The following is a 12,014-nucleotide window of genomic DNA, read 5'->3' on the forward strand; positions in this document are numbered from 1 at the left end:
AATTACTCTGCGCAGACATAGGTGTAGAGCCGGATCCGGCCAGATTCGTCGATCTCCTTGTACAATCCCTGAATCTCGACGTCGAAACCGGGGAAGGTGTTGAAGGCGCGCTCGAACATCTTGAGGTAATCGATCATCGGCTTGGCGCGCTCCGACAGCCGCTCGCCCGGCACGATGGTCGCGATGCCCGGCGGGTAGACCACGAACGGCGTCGTGGCGATGCGGCCCGCGATCTCCTCGATCGGCAGGTAGTCGACCTCGTTGCGCATCAACGCGCGCGCCGCCTCCCGCGGCGACAGCGCGATCTCGGGCAGATGCTGCGGCTGGAACTGCCTGGCCTGCAGCGCGCTCACCTCCGCCTCGCGGTAGAAGCGGTGCATGTCGGCGCAGAGATCGCGCAGCCGGGTCTTGCCGTAGCGCTGGTAGCGCTTGCGGGTGAACTCGGGGATGGCGTCCTCCAGCAGCACGTTGTCATCGTGCAGCCGCTTGAAGGCGACGAGACCGCTGATGAGCGTGCCGGCCTTGCTCGCCTCGACCCCCGGCGTCAGCAGGAAGAGCAGCGAGTTGAGGTCGTTCTTCTCGGCGACGATCCGGTTCTCGCGCAGATATTGCGCGACGACCGGCGCCGGGATGCCGTGCTCGGCATAGCCGCCGGTGGCGCGGTCGAAGCCGGGGGTGAGCAGGGTGAGCTTGTTCGGATCGGTCATCGCGAAACCGGGCGCGAGATCCGGGAAGCCGTGCCAGGCCTCGCCGGGCGCGAGCTGCCAGAGCGCGGCGTCGGTCGCGAGCTGATCGGTCGAGATCGCCTCCCAGGCGACGTCATGCCGGCCGCCGGGGCTCGCTGCATCGGGGATTGAGACACGGTCGGGGACGAACGGCTCGAAGAACCAGCGCCGCGCCGGATCCTTCTCCTTCTCCTCGAACTCCCGCCGCATCGCCCTGATCTTCTTGCGCAATTCGATGCCGAGCCGGATCGTGTCGTCCCACAGCACCTCGCCGGAGCGGCCCTTCATCATCTGTGCGCCGACGTCGAGCGAGGCGAACAGCGGATAGAACGGCGAGGTCGAGGCGTGCTGCATGAAGCTTTCGTTGAAGCGGCGATGCTCGACGCGACGGCGCTGGCCCTTGATGTGGCGGTCCTTGATGTGGATCTGCGAGGCCTGCGAGAAGCTCGCGAGCTGCTTGTGGGTCGACTGCGTGGCGATGATGCCGGGCGCATCGGGGCCGAGCTCGGACAGGCCCATCGCGAAGCGGCCCGCATAGAGCGGGTGGAACTTCATGAACCCCGCCCAGGCCTCGTCGAACATGATGTACTCGCAGAGGTGCCCGATGCGCTTGAGGATCATCTCGGCGCTGTGGATGGTGCCGTCATAGGTGCACTGCTCGACCACGGCGACCCGGAAAGGCCGCTCCTTGCGCCAGACGTCGGGGTCCTTGACGAGCGGATTGTTGCGGATCCGCTGCCGCAGATGCTCCTCGTCGAGCAGGTCCCAGCGCATCGGCCCGATCAGGCCCCAGGCGTTGCGGACGGTCGGGACGTAGACCGGCACGCCGCCGGCGATCAGCAGGGCGCCGTGATGGGCGGCCTTGTGGTTGTTGCGGTCGAACAGCACGAGATCGCCGTCGGTGACCAGTGCGCCCAGCACCACCTTGTTGGAGGTCGAGGTGCCGTTGAGGACGAAATAGGTCTTCTCGGCGCCGAAGATCTGCGCCGCCTCCTTCTGAGCCCGCAGCGCCGGTCCCTCATGGGTGAGAAGATCCCCGAGATCGAGCACGGAATTGTCGAGGTCGTCGCGGAACACGGCCTCGCCGAGATGCTCGACGAAGATGCGCCCGATCGGGCTGCGGCTGTAGAACACGCCGCCATTGTGCCCGGGGCAGGTCCAGAGCTGGTTGCCTTCCTCGGCATAGTCGACCAGCGTGCCGAAGAACGGCGTCTTCAAGGTCTCGGCATATTGCTTGAGCCGGCTGATCAGATTCTTGGCGATGAACGCCGGCGTTTCCTCCGAGAGGAAGACGTAGCCGTCGATGAAGTCGAGCACCTCGACCGGCAGATCCTCGAAGCGCTTGCGCCGAATCAACAGGATGATCGGGAAGTCCAGGCCGCGCCGCCGCATCAGGTTGATCAGCGATGCCGTCTTGCCCTCCAGCCCCTTCTTGCCCCAATCGACCACCATGCAGCCGATCGCGGCATCCGTCTGCACCGCGATCTCGGCGTCCTCCAGCTTGCGGGCGCGCACGACCTCGAAGCCCGAACGCTGGATCTCCTCGATGATCTGGTTGAAGCGGACGCCGGCGAGGTCGTCGGTCTCGAACACAGGTGCGGCGAACAGGAAGGTGAAGCGGCGGAAATAATCCATGGGCATCTTTCGGCTGGGTGGGGCAGAAACCTGTCGGATGGTTCGATGACAGTTGGATGACAGCCGGGCGCTGGCCGGAGGGAGGCGGTCGTCCGGCTGCCGGTTCCGCAGAAGCTGCCGATGCGCTTGTCTTGGCGGTGCGCCGGTGGCAATCGTCCGCGACCAGGAACGCTGAAAGGACCCATCTTGCTCCCCGACTGGATCAGCGCCGAATGCCCAGCGCCCTCCCACTCGCATCGCGAGGCAGCCCTGGCGCGCCAGGCGCAACTGACCAAGCCGCTCGGCGCGCTCGGGCGGCTGGAGGAGGTCGCGGTCGAGCTGGCGGCGCTGCAGGCCTCCGAGCGGCCGGCGGCGGAGCGGGTTCCGGTGGTGCTTTTTGCCGGGGACCATGGCATCGCCGCCCAGGGGGTCTCGGCCTATCCGCCGGAAGTGACGGTGCAGATGCTGCACAACTTCGCCGGCGGGGGCGCGGCGATCTCGGTGCTGGCGCGCAGTTTGGGCTGTCCGCTGGAGGTGGTCGATGTCGGAACGCTCGCCGTCGACGCGGTGCGTGGGGTTTCCGTCGACAAGCCACGGCGCGGCACTCGTGACTTCAGCGCGGAGCAGGCGCTGACGCCGGAGGAGGTCGCCTTCGCCTGCGAGGCCGGGCGACGCGCGGTCGCTCGGCAGGCCGACCACGCGCCCGATCTCGTGATCTTCGGCGAGATGGGCATCGGCAATACGACATCGGCCGCAGCGATTGCAGCAGCGCTGCTGTCCTGCGCGCCGCACGACATCGTCGGCAGCGGCACGGGGCTCGATGCTGACGGGCGAGCCAGGAAAGCCGCGGTGATTTCCGCAGCCCTGGCGCGGCATGGCTTGATGCCGAATGCGGCCGTGGCCGATGTCCTGGCCGCCGTCGGGGGCCTCGAAATCATCGCGATGGCCGGCGCGATGATCGCGGCCGCGCAGCGGCGCTGGCCGGTGCTGGTCGACGGCTTCATCGTCTCGGTCGCAGCCCTCGTGGCGGTCAGGCTCAATCCGTCGTGCCGGCCCTGGCTGTTGTTCTCGCATCGCTCCGCGGAGCGCGGCCATGCGGTCGTGCTCGACGCGCTCGGCGCCCGCCCGCTGATCGACCTCGATCTCAGGCTCGGCGAAGCCTCGGGTGCTGCCACGGCGCTGCCGATCATCCGGCTTGCCTGCGCGCTCCACAACGGCATGGCCACGTTCGCGGAGGCTGCCGTCTCCGGTCGCGAAACCTGATGCGGATCGATCTGCTGCGGCACGGGACCACCGGGCGAGACGGCCATCTCGATGGCCGCACCGATCCGCCGCTGAGCGAGGCGGGCTGGGATCAATTCCGGCAGCAGACCCAAAGCGGGGAATGGAGCCGCGTCGTGAGCTCGCCGTTGGTGCGCGCGCGTGCTGCGGCTGAGGATTATGCCCGACGGACCGGCTGCGCGCTGCACGTCGATCCGGATTGGAGCGAGCTCGATTTCGGGCAATGGGATGGACGCAAGCGCAGCGACATTATGAGCGCACCGGAAGAGGCTGCCTTGCTCGAGGCCTTCTATGCTGACCCGATGGTGGCGGCACCGGATGGGGAGAGCTGGGCCGATCTGCAAGCGCGGGTATCGCGCGCAGTTGACCGCATTCTCGTGACACCCGAACTGGCGTCGGTCCTCGTCGTCACGCATGGCGGGGCGATCCGCGCCGCGCTGGCGCACCTGCTCGGATGGCCCTTGCGCCAACTGTGGAGCCTGCGCATTCATCCTGGCACCCGTCTCACCCTGGAAGCCGGGCAGGGCGCGGATGGCGCGCCATGGGCCGAAATCGTCGAGATCATCCAGCCATGAGCTTGCGTGAATTCTGGATCGCCCTGCAGTTTCTGACGCGTCTGCCGACACCACGCGTGGCCGACTCTCGGCCCGATGATCTCGCGCGAGCGTCGCTGTGGTTTCCAGCCGTCGGCCTCGTGATCGGCGCCTGTCTCGCGATTGTCGCTCGAGTCTTTCAGAGTGCCGATCCCTGGATCGTCGCGCTCGCCGTACTGATCGCGTGGATCTGGATCACGGGCGCGCTGCATCTCGACGGGCTTGGCGATGTCGCTGATGCGTTCGGCGCATCGCATGGCAAGCCGGAGCGCTTCGTCGCGGTGCTCGGCGATCCCCATGCCGGCAGCTTCGCCGTCGTTGCGATCGCGCTGCAGATTGCCGCGAAGCTGGTGCTGATCGCCGAATTGGCGACCGGGCCGACGGCCTGGGCGCTCCTGCTCGTTCCGGCCTGGGCGCGCCTGGGGACGCTGGTCTGCACCAAGACGCTGCTGTCGTTGAAGCCAGGGATGGGCGCGAGCGTTACGAACGGCGTCGGCTGGAATGTCATCGTGATCTGGGGCGGCGTGCTCGCGGTCGCCGCACTCGCCGGAGCGCCGGCGACGCTCTTGGCCATCGCATTGATCCCGGCGATCGCGTTCTATTGGCAATGGCGGCTCGGCGGCATCACCGGCGACTGTCATGGCGCCAGCATCGAAGTGACGGAAACGCTGCTGCTCGCAGCCTGCGTGCTCGGCTAGCGTTCAAGCGCCTGTCCGAGCCGCTGCCACTGGGCTTCGTCGCCGGGCAGGCCGAAGCGGAGCCAGTTCGGACGTGCCGGGAAGCGTCGGACGTGGATGCCACGGCGCGCAAGCCGCTCGGCGATATCGGGCGCACCATCCGCGGCGACCAGCCGGAACAGCGGTGTGCCGCCGATCGCGCGGCAGCCGGCTGTAGACAGAAGCGCGTCGAGGCGCGCGCAATCCTGGGCCAGCCGCGCGCGGGTCTGTTGCAGCCAGGTGTCGTCGGCGAGTGCGGCCGTTCCGATGGCGAGCGCGGGCCCCGAGACCGCCCACGGTCCGAGGTCGTCGCGAATATGCTGGATCACGTCGTCGGAGCCGAGCGCGAAACCGAGGCGCACACCGCCAAGGCCATAGACCTTGCCGAACGAACGCAACACGATCGTGGCTGGCGGCAGATCGGCGGTGAGGCTTGCGTCAGCGGGATAAAGGTCGATGAAGGCTTCGTCGACGATCAGCAGGCCGTCATGTCGGCGCAAGGTCGACGCCAGTCGGACGAGCGCATCGCGCTGATACAGACGGCCGGTCGGATTGTTGGGATTGACCACGACCGCCACGTCGGCATCGGCGAGTGCCGCGATGTCATCGACGAGGTCGACCCGATGACCGCAGCGGCGCCAGCATCGCGCGTGCTCCTCATAGGTTGGCGCGAGCACGGCGACGGTCGAGCGCGGGCGCAGCCGCGGCAGGATCTGCAGCAGGGCCTGCGTGCCCGGCGCGGCCGCGATCATCTCGGACTGCGGGACGCCGTAGCGCGCCGCGGCCGCCGCGCGCAGCGCGCGTTCCTCGTCCTTGCCCGGCAGGCGCGACCAGCTTGCGGCGGAAAGTTCGGGCACAGAGTAGGGGATCGGGTTGATGCCGGTCGACAGATCGATCCACGGACGCGGCGCATCGGGGTAGCGGCGGCTGACCGCATCGAGATCGCCGCCGTGAACGATCGCTTCCGGCGCCTCGAAACGCGTGCTAGTCGCTCTCTGGTCCATATCTGTCCTTCAGCGGAGATCGATGTTCGTCTCTCTCGCGCTTACGGCGCTGCTCATCGAGGCGGCCGCCGGTTATCCCCAGATCCTGGTGCAGCGCGTCGGCCATCCCGTGATGTGGATGGGCGCGCTGATAGCATGGGCCGACCGCCACTGGAACGGGGACGGCGACAGCTTTGCCGTGCGTCGGGCGTCCGGCGTCGGGCTCGTGGCCCTGCTCGTGGCCGTGATGGCCGCCATCGGTCTCGCCGCCACCTGGCTCATGACCGCGCTTCTCGGCAACATCGGCGCAACGATCGTCCTCGGTATATTGGCCAGCAGCCTGCTGGCGCAGCGCAGCCTCGACACGCACGTTGCCGCTGTCGCGGAGGGGTTGGAGACCGGCGGGCTCGAGGGCGGCCGCCGTGCGGTGGCGATGATCGTCGGGCGTGATCCGGAACGGCTGGATGAGGCGGGCGTGTCGCGCGCCGCGATCGAGAGCTTGGCGGAGAATTTCTCCGATGGTATCGTCGCGCCGTTGTTCTGGCTGTTCATGGGCGGGCTTCCCGGGATCCTGATCTACAAGGCGATCAACACCGCCGACAGCATGATCGGCCATCTGTCCGATCGGCATCGCGCGTTCGGCTGGGCGGCAGCGCGGCTGGATGATCTGATCAACCTGCCGGCCTCGCGCCTGTCAGCAGTGTGGATCGCAGCGGCCGCTCGCCTGATTCCCGGAGCATCCTCGTCGTCGGCGCTGCATGCCGTCGCGCGCGATGCCTCGCGACACCGGTCGCCGAATGCCGGATGGCCGGAGGCCGCGATGGCGGGAGCCTTGGGCCTGCGCCTGGCTGGGCCGCGCACCTATCATGGACATCTGGTGACCGATGCGTGGATGGGCGACGGACGCGCCAATCTGAACGCGTCGGATGTCCGGCGCGCATTGCGCCTCTACCGGATGGCTTGCCTGATCCAGGCGCTGTTCGTCGCCGTCATCTTCCTCGTCAAGGTGCTGTAGGCGAGTCTCGGCGCCACGGCTCGGTGGCGAGCGCGAGAATGCGGCTGACGTCGACGTGGCGCTCGAGGTGTTCGGCCAGGGCATCCAGCGTCGCCTCGACATCGCTGTCATAGGCCAGACCGTTCGCCGTGGCGCCGAGTCCGCGCAGCCAATGCGCGCGCAGCCCATCATCGGCGAACAGGCCGTGCACATAGCAGCCGGCGATCTGGCCGCCGCGCGCGACCGCACCATCGCTGCGGCCGTCGGCGAAGGTGAGGAAGGGATGCCGGGCGGCCGGCCCCTCGGTGCGGCCGATATGCATCTCGTAGCCGCGGAACGGGATCTGCTCCGTCGTCAGCCTGCCGCTGACGTCGCGCAATGCCTTGTCATCGGTCAGGGTGGTGTCGACATCGAGCAGGCCGAGCCCTGCGACCGATCCGGGCGCGCCTTCGCGTCCGTCGGGATCACTGATGGTCCGCCCGAGCATCTGGTAGCCACCGCAGATGCCGAGCACGCGGCCGCCGCGCCGCAAATGCGCTGAGAGATCGATGTCCCAACCTGTCTCGCGCAGAGCGGCGAGGTCGGCGATGGTCGCCTTCGATCCCGGCAGGATCACGAGGGCGGCGTCGCCGGGAATCGGCATGCCTGGCCGCAGGAACTGCAGATCGATCCCGTCTTCGAGCCGCAGCGGATCGAACTCGTCGAAATTGGAGATGCGGGGATAGGCGAGCACGACGACCTTCGGACGCTGTCCGCCGGTAGCGGCATGTCCCGGCAACCCCAGCGCATCCTCCGCCGGCAGGCGTCGGGCATCGGCAAAGTGCGGGATGAGCCCGAGCGAGGCCCATCCCGTCCGCGTCGCGATCTCATTCATGCCCGAGGCGAACAAGGTCGGATCGCCGCGAAACCGGTTCACGAGAAAGCCGGCGACGAGCGCTGCATCGTCAGGTGCGAGCACGGCCTTTGTGCCGACGAGGCTTGCGATAACCCCGCCGCGGTCGATGTCGCCGATGACGACCACCGGAGTTCGCGTCGCCTGCGCGAACCCCATGTTGGCGATGTCGCCGGCGCGCAGGTTGATTTCCGACGCCGAGCCGGCGCCCTCGACCAGCACGACATCGGCATCCGCCGCGAGGTGATGGAAGCTGTCGAGCACCGCCGCCATCAATTGCGGCTTCATTGCCTGATAGGCGGAGGCCTTGGCGTTGCCGATGACGCGGCCCTGCACCACGACCTGCGAGCCGATCTCGCTCTGCGGCTTGAGCAGCACCGGGTTCATGTGCACCGTCATCGGCCGCCGCGCGGCGCGCGCCTGCAGCGCCTGGGCGCGGCCGATCTCGCCGCCATCGGCGGTGACGGCAGCGTTGTTCGACATGTTCTGCGGCTTGAACGGCGCCACCTTCAGTCCGCGCAAGGTCAGCGCGCGCGCCAGCCCCGCGACGATCAGCGATTTGCCGACGTCCGAGCCGGTTCCCTGGAACATGATCGCGCGCGCAGCCATCGCTTAGAACTCGATGCCTTCCTGCGCCTTCACGCCAGCCGAGAAGTGATGCTTCACGAGATTCATTTCAGTCACGAGATCGGCGGCCTCGATCAGCTCCGGCTTGGCGTTGCGGCCGGTGACGACGACGTGCAGATCGGCACGGCGCGCGGCGAGCGTCGCGACGACATCGGCAATCGGCAGGTGATCATAGCGCAGCGCGATGTTGAGCTCGTCGAGGATCACGAGCCGGATCGACGGATCTGCCATCAATTCTTTTGCCTTGGCCCAGGCGCGTTCCGCCGCGGCCACGTCGCGCGCGCGGTCCTGCGTTTCCCAGGTGAAGCCTTCGCCGAGCGTGTGCCAGGAGACCTGGTCGCCGAACGCCGCGATTGCCTTGCGCTCGCCGGTTTCCCACGCGCCTTTGCCGAATTGCACGACGCCGATGCGGAAGCCGCGGCCGAGCGCGCGCAGCATCAGGCCCCAGGCGGCCGTCGACTTGCCCTTGCCCTTGCCGGTGTGGACGATCAGCAGGCCTTTCTCCATGGTCTTCGAGGCGACCTCGGCATCCTGAATCGCCTTGCGATTTTCCATCTTGGCCTTGTGGCGCGCATCGTCGGCGTTCTCGGTCATCGGCAAGTCCTTCCTTATTTCAACGTCAGCGGCAGGCCGGCCGCCATCAGGATCACGCGGTCAGCCATCGCCGCGACATCCTGGTTGAGCCGTCCCTGCGCGTCGCGAAACGCGCGGGCCAGCGCATTGTCCGGCACGATGCCGAGCCCGACTTCATTGGAGACGGTAATGATCGGACCGCGCGCGACTGAGAGCGCCTCGACGAGCTCGGCGGATGCGGCCGGTACGTCCATGTCGGCGAGCATCACATTGCTGAGCCAGAGCGTGAGACAATCGATCAGGATCGGAGCGGACGCATCTGTGTGCGCGCGGACGAGGCCGGCGAGATCATGCGTGGTCTCCAGCGTCTGCCATCCCTCGGCGCGCCGTGCCTTGTGTTGTGCAATGCGCTCGGTCATCTCGTCGTCGAACGCCTGCGCGGTCGCAACATAGATCCAGGGTGGCGGATTCGCGGTGATCAGCGCCTCGGCGTACCGGCTCTTGCCCGAGCGCGCGCCGCCGAGCACCAAAGTGAGGCGCGGCAGGGCGGGGAACGGCGGGGCAGGGGGCATGGGGACGATTCCGATTGACGGGCTTTGGCCCGCCCCGTATCTAACAGATGACGGTTCTCCGAAAGGAGAGATTTAGGGAACACGGTGCGGGTCCTTCGGACCCCAGGCCGCGGCTGCCCCCGCAACTGTAATCGGCGAGTGTGAGGCCAAGACACCACTGGGAAACCGGGAAGGTGGTTTCACGCAGCGACCCGAGAGCCAGGAGACCTGCCGTCGACATTGCTGTTGGCCGACCCGTCGCGCGGGGCGTCGCGATGCTGGTTTTGATCCTGCCGAGGATTCGGCGGGATGCCGTCGGATGCAGCGCATCGTCCGGTCCTCTGGGGGAGCCGGCAAGCGACGGAGACGGCCATGAGATTCACCCGTAGCACCACTTTTGCCGTCGCGAGCTTCGTCCTGCTCGCGGCCCAGCCCGCGTTTGCGCATCACATGATGGACGGCAAGCTGCCGCAGACCTTTGCGCAGGGCCTACTCTCCGGCCTCGGCCATCCCGTGATCGGGCTCGATCATTTTGCCGCCATCATCGGTGCCGGCATCGTCGCGGCGCTGCTCGGCCGCGGTTTCGCGCCGGTGCTCGCCTTCACCACGGCGATGATCGCGGGCGTCGGGCTGCATCTGGCCAAGGCCAACATTCCCGCTGCCGAGCTGCTGGTCGGTCTCTCGACCGCCGTGGTCGGCCTCGTCGTGGTGATGCGCGGCCGGTTCGGCGTGCTACCCGTCGCGGCCCTGTTCGCGCTGACCGGCCTCGTGCATGGCTATGCGCTGGGCGAGTCGATCGTCGGTGCCGAGAATACGCCGCTCGGCGCCTATTTCGCCGGCCTGCTCGTGATCCAGACCTTGATCGCAGCCGGCGCGTTTGTCGCCACCCGGCTGCTGTCGGCGAAGGCTGATACACTTGCACCGATGGCGCTGCGCGTGGCCGGCGCGGCCATCGTGCTGGTGGGCGGTATCGCCGCGGCGACCGCCGCGGGCGTGATCGGCTGATTGATGACCGCTTCAGAGACTGGGCAGACGACGCTGTTCGTCTGCATCACCTGCCGCACGCAGGCGGCTGACGTCACGCCGCCTGAGCAGCCGCGCGCGGGAGCGCGCCTGCTCGCCGCGATCGAAGCCGTGCCGCCCGAACAGCGGGACGGTGTCACGGTGGTCGGCGTCGAATGCCTGTCGAACTGCAATCGGGCCTGTACGGTGGCCGTGACGGCGCCGGGCAAATGGACCTATGTGCTCGGCGCGCTCGATCCGGACTTTCATGCGCGGGATGTTTTGACATTCGCGCAACTGCATCAGCGCCACGAGGCGGGGCTGCCGGCCTGGCGCGAGCGTCCCGAATACATCCGCAAGAACACCGTCGCGCGTGTGCCCGCGCTGCCGGCGATGTCCTGAACACGAGAGAACTGATCCTCATGACCAAGTCGTTCGCGAAGACGCCGTGCACCATCGTCACCGGCTTCCTCGGAGCCGGCAAGACCACGCTGGTGCGCAACCTGATCGAGACCGCCAACGGCCGGCGGCTCGCGATCATCGTCAACGAGTTCGGCGATGTCGGCATCGACGGCGACATTCTGAAGGGCTGTGGCGTGCCGGACTGTCCGGAGGATCGCATCGTCGAGCTCTCCAACGGCTGCCTGTGCTGCACCGTGGCCGATGATTTCGTGCCGGCGCTGAAGAGCCTGCTCGACCAGAAGGAGCCGCCGGAGCACATCGTGATCGAGACCTCCGGCCTGGCGCTGCCGAAGCCGCTGGTGCAGGCCTTCAACTGGCCTGAGATCGCGACCCGCGTGACCGTCGACGGCGTCGTCGCCGTGGTCGACGGCCCCGCCGTGATGGCCGGCCGTTTCGCCGATGATCCGGAGGCCCTGGCCGCCCAGCGCGCGGCCGACGATTCGCTCGACCACGACAACCCGCTCGAGGAGGTCTACGAGGACCAGCTGCTCTGCGCCGATCTCGTCGTGATGAACAAGAGCGACCTGATGAACGATGATGAACGCAAGAGCGTCGCCTCCGAGATCGCTGCCACCGTCCAGCGCTCCGTCAAGGTGATCGCGACCGAGCATGGCAGGCTGTCGGCCTCCATTCTGCTCGGGCTTGGCGCGGCGGCGGAAGCCGATCTCGCGGCGCGGCCGTCGCATCACGACAACGAGGCCGAGCACGATCATGAGGATTTCGAGAGCTTCGTTCTCGACGTGCCCGCGCAGGCCTCACCGGATGTGCTCGTCGATCGCATTGCGGCCGCCGTCGATGCGCATGACGTGCTGCGCGTGAAAGGCTTCGTCGAAGTCGCCGGCAAGCCGCTGCGCCTCCTGGTGCAGGCTGTCGGCAACCGCATCCAGCATCAGTTCGAGCGCCCGTGGCGTGCGGGCGAGGCGCGGCAGGGACGGCTCGTGGTCATCGGCGAGCGCGGTCTCGACGCGGCTGCCATCAAGAGCCTGATCGCGGGCTAGGCG

12 protein-coding genes and 1 riboswitch are annotated in these 12,014 nt (G+C 67.7%); of the genes, 7 read left to right on the forward strand and 5 right to left on the reverse strand.

The features are described 5' to 3' along the window. Positions 1–2 precede the first annotated feature (2 nt). Complete coding sequence (locus ACQR0Z_RS11565) at positions 3–2,360, reverse strand: Orn/Lys/Arg decarboxylase N-terminal domain-containing protein (protein ID WP_434918655.1); 2,358 nt, start codon at positions 2,358–2,360, stop codon at positions 3–5. Positions 2,361–2,546: 186 nt separating this feature from the next. On the opposite strand from ACQR0Z_RS11565, the gene cobT reads away from it, so the two are divergent. Genes cobT through cobS form a run of 3 tightly spaced genes read left to right on the forward strand, consistent with a single transcriptional unit; the run spans position 2,547 to position 4,911 of the window. After that, entirely contained in the window at positions 2,547–3,602 is a 1,056-nt protein-coding gene (cobT, locus tag ACQR0Z_RS11570; RefSeq protein WP_434918656.1) for a nicotinate-nucleotide--dimethylbenzimidazole phosphoribosyltransferase, read from the forward strand. Continuing rightward, entirely contained in the window at positions 3,602–4,195 is a 594-nt protein-coding gene (locus ACQR0Z_RS11575) for a histidine phosphatase family protein (RefSeq protein ID WP_434918657.1), read from the forward strand. The genes cobT and ACQR0Z_RS11575 overlap by 1 nt, the downstream gene beginning before the upstream one ends. Next, entirely contained in the window at positions 4,192–4,911 is a 720-nt protein-coding gene (gene cobS, locus ACQR0Z_RS11580; protein ID WP_434918658.1) for an adenosylcobinamide-GDP ribazoletransferase, read from the forward strand. The genes ACQR0Z_RS11575 and cobS overlap by 4 nt, the downstream gene beginning before the upstream one ends. On the opposite strand, the gene cobD is transcribed toward cobS, so the two are convergent. After that, a complete protein-coding gene (gene cobD, locus ACQR0Z_RS11585; RefSeq protein ID WP_434918659.1) occupies positions 4,908–5,933 on the reverse strand; it encodes a threonine-phosphate decarboxylase CobD in 1,026 nt (341 codons plus the stop codon). The two genes, cobS and cobD, sit on opposite strands and share 4 nt — an antisense overlap. A gap of 22 nt (positions 5,934–5,955) precedes the next feature. Here cobD and cbiB point away from each other — a divergent pair, with 22 nt between their 5' ends. Beyond that, on the forward strand, positions 5,956–6,927 hold the full coding sequence (cbiB, locus tag ACQR0Z_RS11590) for an adenosylcobinamide-phosphate synthase CbiB (RefSeq protein WP_434918660.1): 972 nt from the start codon (positions 5,956–5,958) through the stop codon (positions 6,925–6,927). Here the strand turns inward: cbiB and ACQR0Z_RS11595 are convergent. From ACQR0Z_RS11595 to cobU, 3 genes are read right to left on the reverse strand one after another with little or no spacing between them, the layout of a single operon-like run. Next, positions 6,914–8,407 (reverse strand): cobyric acid synthase, encoded by a 1,494-nt coding sequence (locus ACQR0Z_RS11595; protein ID WP_434918661.1) that lies wholly within the window; start codon positions 8,405–8,407, stop codon positions 6,914–6,916. The genes cbiB and ACQR0Z_RS11595 overlap by 14 nt on opposite strands. A gap of 3 nt (positions 8,408–8,410) precedes the next feature. Then, positions 8,411–9,019: a cob(I)yrinic acid a,c-diamide adenosyltransferase gene (cobO, locus tag ACQR0Z_RS11600; protein ID WP_434918662.1), complete on the reverse strand. Its 609-nt coding sequence runs from the start codon at positions 9,017–9,019 to the stop codon at positions 8,411–8,413. Positions 9,020–9,033: 14 nt separating this feature from the next. Then, the gene (gene cobU, locus ACQR0Z_RS11605; RefSeq protein ID WP_434918663.1) at positions 9,034–9,570 is read right to left on the reverse strand and encodes a bifunctional adenosylcobinamide kinase/adenosylcobinamide-phosphate guanylyltransferase; all 537 of its coding nucleotides are present in this window, start codon (positions 9,568–9,570) and stop codon (positions 9,034–9,036) included. A 34-nt stretch (positions 9,571–9,604) separates the two neighbouring features. Next, a riboswitch (cobalamin riboswitch) is annotated at positions 9,605–9,799 on the forward strand. A gap of 122 nt (positions 9,800–9,921) precedes the next feature. On the opposite strand from cobU, the gene ACQR0Z_RS11610 reads away from it, so the two are divergent. The 3 genes from ACQR0Z_RS11610 to cobW are packed head-to-tail and all read left to right on the forward strand — an operon-like array spanning position 9,922 to position 12,011. Next, the gene (locus ACQR0Z_RS11610; RefSeq protein WP_434861944.1) at positions 9,922–10,554 is read left to right on the forward strand and encodes a HupE/UreJ family protein; all 633 of its coding nucleotides are present in this window, start codon (positions 9,922–9,924) and stop codon (positions 10,552–10,554) included. 3 nt (positions 10,555–10,557) lie between these two features. Then, complete coding sequence (locus ACQR0Z_RS11615) at positions 10,558–10,953, forward strand: DUF1636 domain-containing protein (protein ID WP_434918664.1); 396 nt, start codon at positions 10,558–10,560, stop codon at positions 10,951–10,953. Between the two features lie 20 nt (positions 10,954–10,973). Beyond that, positions 10,974–12,011, forward strand: coding sequence for a cobalamin biosynthesis protein CobW (gene cobW / locus ACQR0Z_RS11620; protein ID WP_434918665.1), 1,038 nt, complete (start codon positions 10,974–10,976; stop codon positions 12,009–12,011). The last annotated feature ends 3 nt before the right edge of the window (positions 12,012–12,014 follow it).

The organism is Bradyrhizobium sp. HKCCYLS3077 (assembly GCF_051167555.1).
GTDB lineage: Bacteria > Pseudomonadota > Alphaproteobacteria > Rhizobiales > Xanthobacteraceae > Bradyrhizobium.